Below are 16,784 nucleotides of genomic sequence, written 5' to 3' on the forward strand. Positions count from 1 at the left end.
GACGACTTCCAAAACTTCTTGCTAGTACAAAAATTTACTGCAGGGTGGTGCTATTTTTCTGTATCGCTCTCATCGGAAGCCAACAAGAGCGAAGCCAAGCATTATTACATCAAAATGCTTGGCTCGCAACAAATACTTACAGGACTTGTGCCACTTGTACCACACGTGTCACGCTCCAAGCTTTGGTCTTGGAGATTGGACGTCCTTCTTGGATCTCGACTACGTCGCCTTCCTTGGCCTGATTGGTTTCGTCATGTGCATGGTACTTGTTAGTACGCACGATGATTTTGCCATACAGAGGATGCTTGACGTGGCGTTCGATCAGGACGGTAACAGTCTTGTCCATTTTATCGGACACAACTTTACCAACCAGCGTGCGCTTGAGCGCTTGTTTCACTTGATCGTTCATTACAGGGCGCCCTTCGAATTGATGACGGTCTTGACCCGTGCTATATCGCGACGAACTTTCTTCAATTGCGACGTATTGCTCAATTGCTGAGTTGCGATTTGCATGCGAAGGCTAAACTGCGCCTTCAGCAACTCGTTCAGCTCTTTCGTCAAGGCCGCTTGATCTTTGTCGCGGAGTTCAGATGCTTTCATGATTCACTCCAATTATTGGCCAACTTGACGCACGACGAACGTGGTCAAAAGCGGCAATTTAGCTGCAGCCAAACGGAATGCCTCACGCGCCAGAGCTTCGTCGACGCCATCCATCTCGTACAGCACCTTACCTGGCTGGATTTCAGCCACGTAGTACTCGGGATTACCTTTACCGTTACCCATCCGGACTTCAGCAGGCTTTTGCGAAATTGGCTTATCCGGGAAAATGCGAATCCAGATACGACCACCCCGTTTGATATGACGGGTCATTGCGCGACGAGCTGCTTCAATCTGGCGCGCGGTGATACGACCGCGGCCAATCGCCTTCAAGCCAAATTCGCCGAACGACACGGCAGTGCCGCGCGAATGCGAAATGCCTTTGTTGCGGCCCTTTTGCTCTTTACGATATTTTCTGCGTGCTGGTTGCAGCATGATTATTCTCCTGCTTTCTCAGCCGGCGCAGCAACAGCAGCAACACCTTCAGCAGCGCCATCCGGCTTCTTGGCACGGACTGGACGCGCAGCTGGCGCTCCTGGACCTGCCGTTGTAGTTTTAGCACGTGGACGACCAGCTGGTTTGCCATCATCACGACGTGGACCACGGCGTTTCTTGTCATCGTCGCTAGGTACGTCGATTACCGGCGCTTCGCCGTTAGCCAGACGATCGCCCTTGTAAACCCAGACTTTGATGCCGATAATGCCGTATGTGGTTTCAGCTTCGCCGAAACCGTAGTCGATGTCAGCGCGCAGTGTGTGAAGTGGCACGCGACCTTCGCGGTACCATTCGGTACGTGCGATTTCGATACCGTTCAGACGACCGGACGACATGATCTTGATCCCTTGCGCGCCCAGACGCATTGCGTTCTGCATCGCGCGTTTCATCGCGCGGCGGAACATGATGCGTTTTTCGAGCTGTTGCGCGATCGAATCAGCGATCAGTTGTGCGTCGATTTCAGGTTTACGAATTTCTTCGATATTAACGTGAACCGGCACACCCATCAGCTTGGTCAACGACGACTTCAATACTTCGATGTCTTCGCCTTTTTTACCAATAACAACACCAGGACGCGAGCTGTAAATCGTGATGCGTGCGTTCTTTGCAGGACGCTCGATAACAACGCGGCCGACCGATGCGTTCTTCAGTTTTTTCTTGAGGAAAGCGCGTACTTTCAGATCTTCGCCGAGCATTTGGGCAAAATTGCTATTGCCTGCATACCAGCGGGATCCCCAGTTACGTGTAACCGCAAGGCGAAAACCGGTTGGATGAATCTTCTGTCCCATCGTGACTCCTTAGTTTCCGACAGTCACGTAAATGTGACAGGATTGCTTCGAGATACGATCGCCACGGCCTTTAGCACGCGCTGTGAAGCGCTTGAGGACCGAACCTTTTTCCACGTATATCGTCGTGACTTTCAGCTCGTCGATGTCAGCACCGTCATTGTGTTCGGCATTCGCAATTGCGGATTCCAGAACACGCTTGATGATAGCTGCACCTTTCTTAGGACTGAAAGTCAGGATGTTAAGCGCGTGATCAATTTTTTTGCCGCGAATCAGGTCGGCGACCAGACGGCCCTTTTGGGCCGAAAGGCGCACACCGCGGAGGGTAGCTTTAGTTTCCATCATCGGACCTTATTTCTTAGCCTTTTTATCAGCAGCATGACCCTTGAACGTACGGGTCAGCGCGAATTCGCCGAGCTTGTGACCAACCATGTTCTCGGATACATATACCGGGACGTGTTGTTTGCCGTTATGCACAGCAATCGTCAGACCGATAAAATCCGGCATGATGGTCGAGCGACGGGACCAAGTCTTGATTGGCTTTTTGTCTTTGACTGCTTGCGCGGTTTCGACTTTTTTCACCAGATGGGCGTCGCAGAACGGCCCTTTTTTCAATGAACGTGTCATGTGTTACCCCTTATTTCTTGCCACGGCGCGAGACGATCATGGAAGTAGTACGCTTGTTGCTGCGTGTCTTCTTACCCTTAGTCTGTTGGCCCCATGGCGAAACTGGATGACGACCAGCTGCGGTCTTGCCTTCACCACCACCGTGAGGATGGTCAACCGGGTTCATGACCACACCGCGAACGGTAGGACGAACACCACGCCAACGCATCGCACCCGCTTTACCGATCTTGCGCAGGCTGTGCTCGGCATTGCCGACTTCGCCTACGGTTGCACGGCATTCGATGTGAACGCGGCGAACTTCACCGGAACGCAAACGAATTTGAGCGTAAGTACCTTCACGAGCCATCAACACCACGCCGGCGCCGGCGGTACGGGCCATTTGGGCACCCTTACCTGGCAGCATTTCAACGCAATGCAGAATCGTACCAACCGGAATGTTGCGGATTGGCAGGCAGTTGCCGGATTTGATCGGCGCTTCCGAGCCGCTCATTACCTGGTCGCCTACAGCCATGCCTTTAGTGGCGATGATGTAGTGACGTTCGCCGTCGGCGTAGCACAACAGAGCGATATTCGCGGTGCGGTTTGGATCGTATTCGATACGTTCCACTTTCGCAGGAATGCCATCCTTGGTGCGCTTGAAGTCGATCAGACGGTAATGTTGCTTATGACCACCGCCGATGTGGCGAGTAGTGATATGACCGTTGTTGTTACGACCGGCTGTTTTCGATTTCTTCTCAACCAGGGCAGCGAATGGACGGCCTTTGTACAGGTCGGGATTAACGACCTTGACCATGCCACGGCGGCCCGGCGAGGTTGGTTTAACTTTAACGAGTGCCATTATTTAGCCTCCTCGGTGAAGTTGATCTCTTGACCCGGCTTCAAGCATACGAATGCGCGACGGGTATGGTTGCGGCGGCCCATCGACTTGCCGCTACGCTTTTGCTTACCCAGACGATTGGCAACTTGTACCGACTCAACCTGAACTTTGAAGAGCAGTTCGACAGCAGCCTTGACTTCCAGCTTGGTAGCGTCTGGTGCGATACGGAAAACGACTTGCTCGTTTTTCTCCGCAACCATCGTTGCCTTTTCGGAAATGACCGGCGCCAGCAGCACTTTCATCAAGCGCTCTTCGCTATGTTTAACTAATGCGTTCATGCCAGCATCTCCTCAATCTTAGCCAAAGCTTGCTTGGTGATCAGGATCTTCTTGTAGAACACCAGAGAAACCGGATCAGCGTGACGCGGCTCGACGATCAATACGCCTGGCAGATTGCGCGACGCCAGCAACAGGTTGTCTTCCAGGTTGTCGGTAATTACCAACACGGAATCCAGACCCATGCTCTTCAGCTTTTGCGACAGCAGTTTGGTCTTTGGCGCTTCGACCGAGAAATTCTCGACGACCGACAAACGACCTTCGCGCGCCAACTGAGACAGGATCGAGCAGACACCTGCGCGATACATCTTCTTGTTGACTTTGTGGGTGAAGTTTTCATCAGGCGAGTTCGGGAAAATCCGACCACCGCCGCGCCACAGAGGCGAAGACGACATACCGGCGCGAGCGCGGCCAGTACCCTTTTGGCGCCAAGGCTTTTTAGTCGTGTGATGAACTTCTTCACGGTCTTTTTGCTTACGGTTACCGCTACGAGCGTTAGCCTGATAAGCAACTACGACCTGGTGAATCAGAGCTTCGTTGTAGTCGCGGCCGAAAATGGTATCCGGAGCAGCAACGTTCGAAGCAGCTTGACCTTGGTCATTCAGGAGCTTGAGTTCCATGAATTAGGCTCCCTTCTTAGCTTTGATTTTGATCGCAGGGCTGACCACAACTTGGCCGTTCTTGGCACCTGGAACCGCGCCCTTGACCAGCAGCAGTTGGCGCTCAGCGTCAACACGTGCGATTTCGAGGTTTTGCGTGGTTACAGTAACGTCACCCATGTGACCGGTCATGCGCTTACCAGGGAAAACGCGACCTGGATCCTGCGCCATACCGATGGAACCTGGGACATTGTGCGAACGGGAGTTACCGTGGGTAGCACGACCGGACGAGAAGTTGTGACGCTTGATGGTACCAGCGTAACCCTTACCGATCGAGACACCTTGAACGTCAACCTTTTGACCGACTTCGAACAGGCTTGCAGCGATAACTTCGCCGGCCTTCAGCTCGGAAGCCTTGGTTGAATCAATGCGGAATTCTCTGAGGATGGTACCAGCCTCGACGCCAGCTTTGGCGTAGTGACCAGCAGCAGCTTTAGTCACGCGTGAAGCGCGACGCTGACCGAATGCAACTTGAACAGCGGTATAACCGTCTGTTTCAGGCGTTTTGATTTGGGTCACGCGGTTGTTCGACACGTCCAGCACGGTTACAGGGATCGAATCCCCATCTTCCGTGAAGATGCGCATCATACCAACCTTGCGACCAACAAGGCCTAAGCTCATTGTTTTTCTCCATTCCCGCCTACGATTGGGCGGGGCTGATGTTTGTACAACTAAAATAAGTGCGACTGCTTAGACGAAAACCGCCGCAATCGCACCGAAGCCGATCAGTATAACCGGGTAAATTTTTATTTGCAAGACCATCTTTGTCGTGGTATGTCAAACCCTATCCGGTTAAGCCTGATTTACAACACTCGCCAAAAACTGGGGCAGACCATTTGCCGCGCTGCCGCGGCTCCTGAAGTCTGCCCACAATTATTGCGAATTTATTACTGCAGCTTGATTTCTACGTCCACGCCAGCTGGCAGATCCAGCTTCATCAACGCATCGACAGTCTTGTCGGTTGGATCAACGATGTCCATCAGGCGTTGGTGAGTACGGATTTCGAACTGATCGCGCGATGTCTTGTTGACGTGCGGCGAACGCAGTACGTCAAAACGCTGGATACGTGTTGGCAGTGGTACCGGACCCTTGACAACTGCACCGGTGCGCTTGGCTGTATCAACGATTTCCTGCGCGGATTGATCGATCAGTTTGTAATCGAACGCTTTCAGGCGGATACGGATTTTTTGGTTAGGAGCTGACATGATTTTCCTTAAAAGAACGAACCGTGAATGACTGCCACCCACGGCATATTGTTACATTGACAGCAAACCGCCGGAGCGGCTTGCTTATTGCACTACAACTACTATTAGTCAGCCAGGATCTTGGCAACCACACCTGCACCAACGGTACGGCCACCTTCGCGGATCGCGAAACGCAGACCTTCTTCCATCGCGATCGGGTTGATCAGCATCACTGTGATCGACACGTTATCGCCTGGCATGACCATTTCTTTATCCTTCGGCAACTCGATCGAACCAGTCACGTCCGTAGTACGGAAGTAGAATTGAGGACGATAGTTGTTGAAGAACGGTGTATGACGGCCGCCTTCGTCTTTCGACAGAACATAGATCTCGCCTGTGAAATGCTTGTGCGGCTTGATCGAACCTGGCTTGGCCAATACCTGGCCCCGCTCTACGTCTTCACGCTTGGTACCGCGCAACAACACACCAACGTTATCGCCAGCTTGACCTTGGTCCAGCAGCTTACGGAACATTTCAACGCCGGTACAGGTGGTCTTCTGGGTGTCGCGGATACCGACGATTTCCAGTTCTTCGCCAACTTTCACGATACCGCGCTCAACACGACCGGTCACAACGGTACCGCGGCCGGAGATCGAGAACACGTCTTCCACTGGCAGCAGGAAAGTGCCGTCAACAGCACGTTCCGGTGTCGGAATGTAGGTGTCCAGCGCTTCAGCCAAGGCCATGATCGCTTGCTCGCCCAGCGGGCCTGTGTCGCCTTCCAGCGCCAGCTTTGCCGAACCCTTGATGATTGGCAAGTCGTCGCCTGGGAATTCGTACTTGGTCAGCAGTTCGCGCACTTCCATTTCAACCAGTTCGAGCAACTCTTCGTCGTCGACCATGTCGGCTTTGTTCAGGAACACGATGATGTATGGCACGCCAACCTGACGCGACAACAGGATGTGTTCACGGGTTTGCGGCATTGGGCCGTCCGCTGCCGAACATACCAAGATCGCGCCGTCCATCTGGGCCGCGCCGGTGATCATGTTTTTCACATAGTCAGCATGGCCTGGGCAGTCAACGTGGGCGTAGTGGCGGTTTGCAGTTTCGTATTCAACGTGAGCGGTGTTGATCGTGATGCCGCGCGCTTTTTCTTCTGGCGCTGCGTCGATCTGATCGTACGCTTTGGCTTCGCCGCCAAATTTCTTCGACAATACTGTCGCGATCGCTGCTGTCAATGTGGTCTTGCCGTGGTCAACGTGGCCAATCGTGCCCACATTCACGTGCGGCTTGGTCCGCTCGAATTTACCTTTTGCCATTTTATTCTTCCTTCAAAAAGAACGATGTCGTTAAACAATGAGTGAAACATTTCAACCTTTGCCCGCTCGTGGCGGGCAAAGGTTACTTACCTGATTACTTGGCCTTGGACGTTACGATTGCATCAATAACGTTCTTCGGCGCCTCGGAGTAATGCTTGAATTCCATCGAGTAAGTTGCACGGCCTTGAGTAGCCGAACGCAGCGAAGTCGAGTAACCGAACATTTCCGACAGAGGCACTTCGGCCTTGATGATCTTGCCGCCACCGCCGGCGATTTCATCCATGCCTTGCACCATGCCGCGACGCGACGACAGATCGCCCATCACGGTACCGGCGTAGTCTTCTGGAGTTTCGACTTCAACCGCCATCATTGGCTCCAGAATAACCGGGCTGGCTTTACGGCAGCCGTCTTTAAACGCCATCGAAGCGGCCATGCGGAACGCATTTTCGTTCGAGTCGACATCATGGTAGGAACCGAAGAACAGGGTTACCTTGACGTCTACCACTGGGTAGCCGGCCAGGACACCGGTGTTCAATGTTTCGCGCACACCCTTTTCAACTGCAGGAATGTATTCGCGTGGCACGGTACCGCCCTTGATCGCGTCAACGAACTCAAAGCCTTTGCCTGGTTCTTGCGGTTCGATCTTCAGCACCACGTGACCGTATTGACCACGACCACCGGATTGCTTGACGAACTTGCCTTCAATTTCTTCGCAAGTCTTGCGGATGGTTTCGCGATATGCAACTTGTGGCTTACCGACGGTCGCTTCAACGTTGAATTCACGCTTCATACGATCGACGATAATATCCAGATGCAGTTCACCCATACCGGCGATGATGGTTTGCCCCGATTCTTCGTCAGTACGCACGCGGAAAGAAGGATCTTCCGCAGCCAGGCGGTTCAAGGCCAAGCCCATTTTTTCCTGGTCAGCCTTGGTCTTAGGCTCAACTGCCTGCGAAATCACCGGCTCAGGGAATACCATGCGTTCCAGAATCACGAATGCGGCTGGATCACACAAAGTATCGCCGGTTGTCGTGTCTTTCAAACCAACCACAGCGGCGATGTCGCCGGCCAGAACTTCTTTGATTTCTTCGCGCTGGTTAGCATGCATCTGCACGATACGGCCGATACGCTCTTTCTTGCTCTTGACCGAATTCAGAACGGTATCGCCCGAGTTCAAGGTACCGGAGTAGCAACGCACGAAGCACAATTGACCAACGAACGGATCGGTTGCGATCTTGAACGCCAACGCCGAGAACTTCTCGCTGTCTTCTGCTTTACGCACGATAGGTTCGTCGTCTTCATCCAGGCCTGGCACCGGAGGAATATCCGATGGCGACGGCAGGTATTCGATCACGCCGTCCAGCATGGCTTGCACGCCCTTGTTCTTGAACGCGGTGCCGCACATCATTGGCACGATTTCGCTGGCCAGGGTACGTTGACGGATCGCAGCCTTGATTTCGGCTTCGGTCAGATCGCCCTCTTCCAGATACTTGTTCATCAGTTCTTCCGATGCTTCAGCAGCGGCTTCAACCATGTTTTCGCGCCACTTGGCAGCATCGGCAGCCAACTCAGCAGGAATATCACGGTAGTCGAACTTCATGCCTTGGGTAGCGTCGTCCCAGTAGATCGCCTTCATCTTGACCAGATCGATCACGCCTTCGAACTTGTCTTCGGCGCCGATAGGCACTTGCATAGGGACAGGGTTCGCTTTCAGGCGAGCACGCATCTGCTCGAAAACCTTGAAGAAATTCGCGCCGGTACGGTCCATCTTGTTGACGAACGCCAGACGTGGAACCTTGTACTTGTTGGCTTGACGCCATACTGTTTCCGATTGCGGCTGCACGCCGCCGACTGCACAGTAAACCATGCAGGCGCCATCCAGAACACGCATCGAGCGCTCGACTTCAATCGTGAAGTCAACGTGGCCCGGGGTGTCGATGATGTTGATATGGTGCTCAGGGAAGTTACCCGCCATACCCTTCCAGAAACAGGTGGTTGCAGCGGAAGTAATGGTAATACCGCGCTCTTGCTCCTGCTCCATCCAGTCCATGGTGGCGGCGCCATCATGCACTTCACCGATTTTATGATTCACGCCGGTGTAAAACAGAACGCGTTCGGTAGTCGTGGTTTTACCTGCATCGATGTGAGCGGAGATACCGATGTTGCGATAGCGCTCAATGGGGGTCTTGCGAGCCATGATTTATTCCTAAGTCTTTTAATGCACGAAACCGAGCGCCATTTTTTATAAAAATATGCGCTCGGCTCGAACAAATTTCAGATGCGGACAGACGTCTCGATTCAGGGAGGCGACTGCCCAGTCTATTAGAAGCGGAAGTGCGAGAACGCCTTGTTCGCTTCTGCCATACGGTGAACTTCGTCACGCTTTTTCATTGCGCCGCCGCGGCCTTCTGCGGCTTCCAGCAATTCGCCACCGAGACGTTGCGGCATCGATTTTTCGCTGCGCTTGTTAGCTGCTTCACGCAACCAGCGCATCGACAACGCCATACGACGGACAGGACGAACTTCAACCGGCACCTGGTAGTTTGCACCACCAACGCGACGCGACTTAACTTCAACCAATGGCTTGCAGTTGCCGATAGCAAGTGCGAACACTTCCAGCGGATCTTTGCCGGACTTGGTTTGAATGTGCTCGAAGGCACCGTAAATGATGTTTTCTGCGACCGATTTCTTACCGGACAACATCAGGACGTTGACGAACTTCGCAACATCAACATTACCGAATTTTGGATCCGGCAGAATCTCCCGCTTGGGAACTTCACGACGACGTGGCATTTCGATTCCTTTCAATCTTCAGTTGAGCACGCAGACCTTTTGTTTCTGCATACTCGCGGACAGCCATCATAGCCACCCACTTACTCGGCCCATTGGGGACCGACACTTATCGCTTGGCTTGCGCCTTACGAAAACTATTATTTCTTTGCAGCCTTAGCACGCTTTGCACCGTACTTCGAACGTGCTTGCTTACGATCCTTGACGCCCTGGGTATCCAGTGCACCGCGAACCATGTGGTAACGCACACCCGGCAAGTCTTTTACACGGCCGCCGCGCAACAGCACGACACTATGTTCTTGCAGGTTATGGCCTTCACCGCCGATGTACGAAATGACTTCGAAACCGTTGGTCAGGCGAACTTTGGCAACTTTACGCAGAGCCGAGTTTGGCTTCTTTGGAGTTGTCGTATAAACGCGGGTGCAAACGCCGCGTTTTTGCGGGCTGTTTTCCAGCGCTGGTGATTTGCTCTTTACGACCGCAGAAACGCGCGGCTGGCGAATCAATTGATTGATGGTTGGCATCGTTATATATCCAACAAAATTACGACGTTAATAACAACAATCCCGAAATCGGTTGTCCGGGATTGGACAGATACTTGCGCTAGAAAAAATCATACAATTCGCGCACAATTCGATTCAGCAGTAGAGGAGAAACGCGCCATAGAAAGCGGAAGCAGACCAAAGAACGTTCGGCCCATAGAGCCTACAATCGAGAACCCGCGAGTATATCCCTATGATGCCCCGCGGTCAACCGCAGTCTTAAATGCCCGCCCCGTAAACGCAACAGATTGCAACACTTCCGGCCGGTTGGCGGCTTGCTTGTCTTTCCACCAGCACAATAAGCTACTGCCAATGTGCGTGTTTATCTCGTACCGCGCAGTTACCCGTGGCGGCTTTGCGGGATAATGAGATTCGACTATTTTTCTCCACGATGATGCCCGCCTTGTTTCGCCGCAACAACCTGTTCGTGCTGGTCACCTATCTAGCCCTCTCTCTGGTCCCCTTCGTGCCCCTGCTGTTCGGCCAGGCGATAGATCATCCGCTCCGCATCATCGTCACCGAAGTTGTGCTCTGGCTGGTAATCTGGTCCATCTTTAAGCGCCCCGCCTGGTTTCACTGGCTGCTGATCCCCGCCTTTCTTGCCTTGCCGACCGAGCTCTATCTGCGCAAGTTTTACGGTCAGGGGATTTCCACCCATCACCTTGGCATCATCGCAGAAACCAGTCCGGGCGAAGCGATGGAATTTCTGGGAGACAAAGTCTGGTGGCTGGCATTGATTCTTGCGCTAGTCGTGCTGTGGTGGGCGCTCAGTTGGCTGGCGGCCAGCCGCACCCGCGACCTGGATCTGGAGGGGCCGTCTCGATGGTGTGGTTGGTTAGTGCTCGCTGTTGGCTTATGCGTTTGGCTATATGGACAGGAAATCGGCATTCAAGCAGCTCCGACAGCTGTCGCAAGCAGCAAGGCGGGCTCCCTGCCCGCTCTGGAAACGCCGGGCATGCATCTCGGCAAGCTGCCCAAATGGGCGGCAACGCCGCTGGAAGCGGAACCGGTCAGCCGCACTTGGCCATTCGGACTGGCGGTGCGCGGCTACGATTTCTGGAAAGAGCGGGAATACCTGGACGATCTGGAGCACAAGAACAGCCAGTTCCACTTCGGCGCCCATCAGGCCAGTCAGCAAAACACGCCGCAAATCGTGGTGATGGTGATCGGCGAGTCCTCCCGCTATGATCGCTGGAGCCTGAATGGCTATCAGCGCGAGACCAATCCCTTGCTTGGCAAAGAGACAAATCTTGTCAGCTTTTCCGATATCGTCACGCCGGTATCGGCTACCCGCCTGTCGGTTCCCGTCATGGTGTCGCGCAAGCCGGCCACCGACAGCCTGAAAGCCGGCTTCTCCGAGAAATCCTTTATTACCGGCTACAAGGAGGCAGGCTTCAAGACTTACTGGATTTCGAACCAGATGTCATATGGCAAGTTCGATACCCCGGTCTCGGTATTCGCCAACGAAGCCGATGTGGTGCAATTCCTCAATCTGGGCGGCTTCACTGATACTTCCAATCTGGACGCCATCCTATTGCCGCAATTGCAAAAGGCGATGCAGGATCCGGCGCCCAGGAAGCTGATCGTGCTGCACACCCTCGGCAATCACTGGAACTATAGCCATCGCTACCCCCAGCCGTTCGATAAATGGCAGCCGTCGCTGTTCGGCATTGAGCACCCGGCCTACACCAACCTGGCAAACAAGCAAGCGCTGAGCAACAGCTACGACAATTCGATCCGCTATGTAGACTGGTTCCTGGCCCAGGTCATAGACAGACTCAGGGACTCCAGGCAATTGACCGCAATGATGTATTTCTCCGATCACGGCCAAACGCTGTACGACGGCAGTTGCAAGGTCGCCTTTCATGGCCACAACACTCAGTTTGAATTCCATATCCCGGCCTTGATGTGGTATTCCGATTTGTACCGGCAAGCCTATCCGGACAAAGTGGAGCAGCTGCAACGCCACAAACGCGCCAGGATGACCACCGAGAACGTGTTCCATTCGCTGCTGGACCTGGCCGATATACGCTATCCGGATGAACACCTGGAATGGAGTTTTCTGAGCAGCAAGCTGCGCCCGCACAAGCGTTATGTCGACAGCTACGGCTGGACAGATTACGACAACTCCACCTTCAAAGGCGACTGCAGGGAGGTGATCGACAACGGCAAGCCTATGCGCCAGCAGCGCGATTGATAAGGCATTAATAAGCTACTAAGAAGCCAGCCAGGCGCCGCCAGCCAGAATCAGGGCTAATCTTCAAGACATAAAAAAACGGCAGCGGATTTTCATCCACTGCCGTTTTGCACTGCTGATCCGGATTAGCGGATTAAGCTTCGCCGCCCTGTGCACCCAGCTCTTCAGCTGCGCGTGCTTCCGCAGCTGCGAGACGCGCTGCCTGCTCGGATTGCAACAGTGCTGTGCGCTCTTCCGCTTCCCAGCTGTCTTTTTCCTTGCGTGCACGATGGAACGCGAGACCGGTACCGGCTGGAATCAGACGGCCGACGATGACGTTTTCCTTCAGACCGCGCAGAGTGTCTTTCTTGCCCATGATCGCGGCTTCGGTCAACACCCGGGTGGTTTCCTGGAACGATGCGGCCGAGATGAACGAATCGGTCGACAACGATGCCTTGGTGATACCCAGCAAAACGTTTTCGTAAGTTGCAGGAATCTTGCCCGCTGCAATCACGCGATCGTTTTCGTCCAGCAGTTCCGAACGCTCAACCTGCTCACCGGTGATGTAGGAAGCATCTCCCGCATCAACGATCTGCACGCGGCGCAACATCTGACGCACGATGACTTCGATGTGCTTGTCGTTGATCTTCACGCCTTGCAAGCGATACACGTCCTGCACTTCGTCGACGATGTAACGCGCCAGCGCTTCGATACCCAACAGGCGCAGGATGTCTTGCGGATCGGCTGGGCCGTCGACAATCATTTCACCCTTGTTCACAACCTGGCCGTCATGTACCAGCACTTGCTTGTCCTTGGTAATCAGGAACTCGTGCTTGTTGCCGTCCATGTCTGTGATTTCCAGACGCTGCTTACCCTTGGTTTCCTTACCGAAAGCCACAGTACCTGTGACTTCAGCCAGCATGCCGGCATCTTTCGGCGAACGCGCTTCGAACAGCTCGGCAACGCGTGGCAGACCACCGGTAATATCGCGCGTCTTTTGCGATTCAGTCGGGATACGCGCCAGCACTTCACCAACGTGCACTTGCTGACCGTCTTTCACGGTAATCAGCGCGCCAACCTGGAAGCCGATCGTCACTGCGTGTTCGGTACCGGCGATCTTGACTTCTTCGCCTTGTTCGTTCAACAGCTTAACTTGTGGACGAACAGTCTTGGTGACCGAACCGCGACGCTTCGCATCGATAACCACCAATGTCGACAGACCGGTAACTTCATCGATCTGACGGGCAACGGTCGAACCTTCTTCGACGTTCTCGAAACGCACAGTACCGGTGTACTCGGTAATGATCGGACGGGTCAACGGATCCCATGTCGCCAATGCGGTACCGGCCTTGATGCTCAAGCCATCCTTGACGATCAGGGTTGCACCGTAAGGTACTTTATGACGCTCACGCTCACGGCCGTGGTCGTCGGTGATCAGGACTTCGCCGGAACGGGAAATCACGATCAGCTCGCCCTTGCCGTTGGTCACGTAACGCATGGTCGCCGTGAAGCGGACCGTACCGTTGGACTTGGCTTCAACACTGGATGCCACTGCCGAACGCGATGCCGCACCACCGATGTGGAAGGTACGCATGGTCAGCTGGGTACCTGGCTCACCGATCGACTGCGCAGCAACCACACCGACTGCTTCACCGTTGTTGACCAGCGTGCCGCGGCCCAGGTCGCGACCGTAACATTGTGCGCACAGGCCGTAGCGTGTGTCGCAAGTCAGCGGCGTGCGGACCTTGACTTCGTCGATGCCCAGGCGTTCGATTTCTTCAACTGCATCTTCGTCCAGCAACGTACCGGCTTCGTACAGAGTGCCTTGGGTTTCCGGATTGACGATGTCGTTGGCAGCAACACGGCCGAGGATACGGTCGCGCAGCGCTTCGATAACTTCACCGCCTTCAACCATCGCCTTCATCGAGGCGCCGTTGGAAGTGCCGCAATCGTCCTCGATCACCACCAGATCCTGGGTCACGTCAACCAGACGACGTGTCAGGTAACCCGAGTTCGCAGTCTTCAGCGCGGTATCGGCCAGACCTTTACGCGCACCGTGGGTCGAAATAAAGTACTGCAAAACGTTCAGACCTTCGCGGAAGTTCGCGGTGATCGGCGTTTCGATAATCGAACCATCCGGTTTCGCCATCAGGCCACGCATACCGGCCAGCTGACGAATCTGTGCTGCGGAACCGCGCGCACCGGAGTCGGCCATCATGTAAATGGCGTTGAACGATTCTTGCGTACCCTTGCTGCCGTCGCGGCGCACCACGTCTTCTACCTTGAGCTGTTCCATCATGGCCTTGCCGACGTCGTCGCCGGCCTTGCCCCAGATGTCCACAACCTTGTTGTAGCGTTCGCCGGCAGTCACCAGACCGGACGAGTATTGCTGTTCGATCTGCTTAACTTCTTGTTCTGCAGTAGCGATGATGGTTGCCTTTTGCGGCGGTACCAGCATGTCGTCCACACAGATCGAGATACCGGCACGAGTCGCCAGGCGGAAACCGGACTGCATCAGCTGATCGGCAAACACCACCGTAGCGCGCAGGCCGCACTTACGGAATGCCGTGTTGATTAGCTTCGAGATTTCCTTCTTCTTCAACGCGCGGTTGAGCACGGTGAACGGCAGACCCTTAGGCAGGATTTCCGACAGGATCGCACGGCCGACAGTGGTTTCGTAACGCTTGATGGTCTTGACGAATTCACCTGTGACCGGATCCTTCGGATACTCGGTAATACGCACGGTAACGCGGGTAGTCAGCTCGACTTCCTTGTTGTCGTAAGCACGGATGGCTTCCGACACGTCAGGGAACATCATGCCTTCGCCCTTGCCGTTGATTTGCTCACGGGTGGCGTAGTACAGACCCAGCACGATATCCTGCGACGGTACGATCGACGGTTCGCCGTTCGATGGGAACAGGATGTTGTTGGAAGCCAGCATCAAAGTGCGCGCTTCCATCTGTGCTTCGATCGACAGTGGTACGTGGACCGCCATTTGGTCGCCGTCAAAGTCGGCGTTGAATGCGGCGCAGACCAGCGGGTGCAATTGGATTGCCTTGCCTTCGATCAGGACCGGTTCAAACGCCTGGATACCCAGACGGTGCAAGGTAGGCGCACGGTTCAACATGACCGGATGTTCGCGGATCACGTCTTCCAGGATGTCCCATACCACGGAGGTCTGATTTTCAACTTCCTTCTTGGCTGCCTTGATGGTGCTGGCGATGCCCATCACTTCCAGCTTGTGGAAAATGAACGGCTTGAACAGTTCCAGCGCCATCAATTTCGGCAAGCCGCATTGATGCAGTTTCAGCTGCGGACCCACCACGATCACCGAACGGCCGGAATAGTCGACGCGCTTACCCAGCAAGTTCTGACGGAAACGGCCGCCCTTACCCTTGATCATTTCTGCCAGGGATTTCAGCGGACGCTTGTTGGCGCCAGTCATTGCCTTGCCGCGACGGCCGTTGTCCAGCAGCGAGTCAACCGCTTCTTGCAACATCCGCTTTTCGTTGCGGGTGATGATTTCCGGAGCGCGCAATTCCATCAGGCGCTTCAGACGGTTGTTACGGTTGATGACGCGGCGATACAGATCGTTCAGGTCGGAGGTCGCGAAACGGCCGCCGTCCAGCGGCACCAGCGGACGCAACTCAGGCGGCAGCACTGGCAGCACTTCCATGATCATCCAGTCCGGCTTGATGCCCGAACGTTGGAACGCTTCCAGCACTTTCAAGCGCTTGGCGTATTTCTTGATCTTGGCTTCGGATTTCGACTCTTTCAATTCCTGACGCAGGGTTTCCGCATCACGATCGATATCGATCGCGCGCAGCAACTCACGGATGCCTTCGGCGCCCATGAATGCGGTGAAATCGTCGCCGTACTCTTCGTACTTGGCCGCGTAATCGTCTTCCGACATGATCTGGCAACGCTTCAGCGGCGTCATGCCTGGATCGGTAATGACATAGGCTTCAAAATACAATACGCGTTCGATATCCCGCAGGGTCATGTCGAGGACCATGCCCAGACGCGACGGCAGCGATTTCAGGAACCAGATATGCGCAGTAGGCGAAGCCAGTTCGATATGGCCCATGCGCTCACGGCGCACTTTGGCCAGCGTGACTTCAACGCCGCACTTTTCGCAGATGACGCCACGGTGCTTCAGACGCTTGTACTTGCCGCAGAGGCATTCGTAGTCTTTGATCGGGCCAAAAATCTTGGCGCAAAACAGACCGTCGCGCTCTGGCTTGAAGGTACGATAGTTGATGGTTTCAGGCTTTTTTACTTCGCCATAAGACCATGAACGGATTTTTTCGGGCGACGCCAGACCAATCTTGATCGAGTCGAACTGTTCATTTTGCTGAACTTGCTTGAATAAATCGAGCAGTGCTTTCATGTATCACTCCAGTTGGCGTGAAGAAACTAAAATTCTTTACTGTTGCTGCGTAGGGCAGGCTGCTA

The 16,784-nt window shown here is 54.3% G+C and carries 17 protein-coding genes; 1 reads left to right on the plus strand and 16 read right to left on the minus strand.

From position 1 onward, the window contains the following. Positions 1 to 136 precede the first annotated feature (136 nt). From rpsQ to rpsL, 15 genes are all read right to left on the minus strand, one after another. Positions 137 to 409, minus strand: coding sequence for a 30S ribosomal protein S17 (rpsQ, locus tag KHU33_RS00720; RefSeq protein ID WP_014004402.1), 273 nt, complete (start codon positions 407 to 409; stop codon positions 137 to 139). Next, a complete protein-coding gene (gene rpmC / locus KHU33_RS00725; RefSeq protein WP_014004401.1) occupies positions 409 to 600 on the minus strand; it encodes a 50S ribosomal protein L29 in 192 nt (63 codons plus the stop codon). The genes rpsQ and rpmC overlap by 1 nt, the downstream gene beginning before the upstream one ends. Positions 601 to 612: 12 nt before the next feature. Continuing rightward, on the minus strand, positions 613 to 1,032 hold the full coding sequence (gene rplP / locus KHU33_RS00730) for a 50S ribosomal protein L16 (RefSeq protein WP_092356322.1): 420 nt from the start codon (positions 1,030 to 1,032) through the stop codon (positions 613 to 615). A 2-nt stretch (positions 1,033 to 1,034) separates the two neighbouring features. Further along, positions 1,035 to 1,880, minus strand: a complete 846-nt coding sequence (rpsC, locus tag KHU33_RS00735) for a 30S ribosomal protein S3 (RefSeq protein WP_211460605.1) — start codon at positions 1,878 to 1,880, stop codon at positions 1,035 to 1,037. A gap of 9 nt (positions 1,881 to 1,889) precedes the next feature. Further along, entirely contained in the window at positions 1,890 to 2,222 is a 333-nt protein-coding gene (gene rplV / locus KHU33_RS00740; RefSeq protein WP_172656933.1) for a 50S ribosomal protein L22, read from the minus strand. A gap of 6 nt (positions 2,223 to 2,228) precedes the next feature. Then, positions 2,229 to 2,504, minus strand: coding sequence for a 30S ribosomal protein S19 (gene rpsS / locus KHU33_RS00745; RefSeq protein WP_014004397.1), 276 nt, complete (start codon positions 2,502 to 2,504; stop codon positions 2,229 to 2,231). 10 nt (positions 2,505 to 2,514) lie between these two features. Next, a complete protein-coding gene (gene rplB / locus KHU33_RS00750) occupies positions 2,515 to 3,342 on the minus strand; it encodes a 50S ribosomal protein L2 (protein ID WP_038484661.1) in 828 nt (275 codons plus the stop codon). Next, entirely contained in the window at positions 3,342 to 3,659 is a 318-nt protein-coding gene (rplW, locus tag KHU33_RS00755; protein WP_211460606.1) for a 50S ribosomal protein L23, read from the minus strand. The genes rplB and rplW overlap by 1 nt, the downstream gene beginning before the upstream one ends. Then, on the minus strand, positions 3,656 to 4,276 hold the full coding sequence (gene rplD, locus KHU33_RS00760) for a 50S ribosomal protein L4 (RefSeq protein WP_211460607.1): 621 nt from the start codon (positions 4,274 to 4,276) through the stop codon (positions 3,656 to 3,658). Before rplD ends, rplW begins: the two co-directional genes overlap by 4 nt. Positions 4,277 to 4,279: 3 nt before the next feature. Next, entirely contained in the window at positions 4,280 to 4,936 is a 657-nt protein-coding gene (rplC, locus tag KHU33_RS00765) for a 50S ribosomal protein L3 (RefSeq protein ID WP_211460608.1), read from the minus strand. 266 nt (positions 4,937 to 5,202) lie between these two features. Next, a complete protein-coding gene (gene rpsJ, locus KHU33_RS00770; protein ID WP_038484649.1) occupies positions 5,203 to 5,520 on the minus strand; it encodes a 30S ribosomal protein S10 in 318 nt (105 codons plus the stop codon). Between the two features lie 104 nt (positions 5,521 to 5,624). Continuing rightward, on the minus strand, positions 5,625 to 6,818 hold the full coding sequence (tuf, locus tag KHU33_RS00775; protein WP_211460609.1) for an elongation factor Tu: 1,194 nt from the start codon (positions 6,816 to 6,818) through the stop codon (positions 5,625 to 5,627). A gap of 94 nt (positions 6,819 to 6,912) precedes the next feature. Next, the gene (gene fusA / locus KHU33_RS00780) at positions 6,913 to 9,018 is read right to left on the minus strand and encodes an elongation factor G (protein WP_211460610.1); all 2,106 of its coding nucleotides are present in this window, start codon (positions 9,016 to 9,018) and stop codon (positions 6,913 to 6,915) included. A gap of 125 nt (positions 9,019 to 9,143) precedes the next feature. Continuing rightward, complete coding sequence (gene rpsG / locus KHU33_RS00785; RefSeq protein WP_061538666.1) at positions 9,144 to 9,614, minus strand: 30S ribosomal protein S7; 471 nt, start codon at positions 9,612 to 9,614, stop codon at positions 9,144 to 9,146. 137 nt (positions 9,615 to 9,751) lie between these two features. Then, entirely contained in the window at positions 9,752 to 10,135 is a 384-nt protein-coding gene (rpsL, locus tag KHU33_RS00790) for a 30S ribosomal protein S12 (protein ID WP_014004389.1), read from the minus strand. Positions 10,136 to 10,547: 412 nt separating this feature from the next. Between rpsL and KHU33_RS00795 the strand changes: the two genes are divergently transcribed. After that, entirely contained in the window at positions 10,548 to 12,350 is a 1,803-nt protein-coding gene (locus KHU33_RS00795) for a phosphoethanolamine transferase (protein WP_211460651.1), read from the plus strand. 133 nt (positions 12,351 to 12,483) lie between these two features. On the opposite strand, the gene rpoC is transcribed toward KHU33_RS00795, so the two are convergent. Continuing rightward, positions 12,484 to 16,719: a DNA-directed RNA polymerase subunit beta' gene (gene rpoC / locus KHU33_RS00800; protein ID WP_211460611.1), complete on the minus strand. Its 4,236-nt coding sequence runs from the start codon at positions 16,717 to 16,719 to the stop codon at positions 12,484 to 12,486. Positions 16,720 to 16,784 lie beyond the last annotated feature (65 nt).

The sequence above is a fragment of the Collimonas silvisoli genome (genome assembly GCF_018305005.1).
Classification (GTDB): Bacteria; Pseudomonadota; Gammaproteobacteria; order Burkholderiales; family Burkholderiaceae_D; genus Collimonas; species Collimonas silvisoli.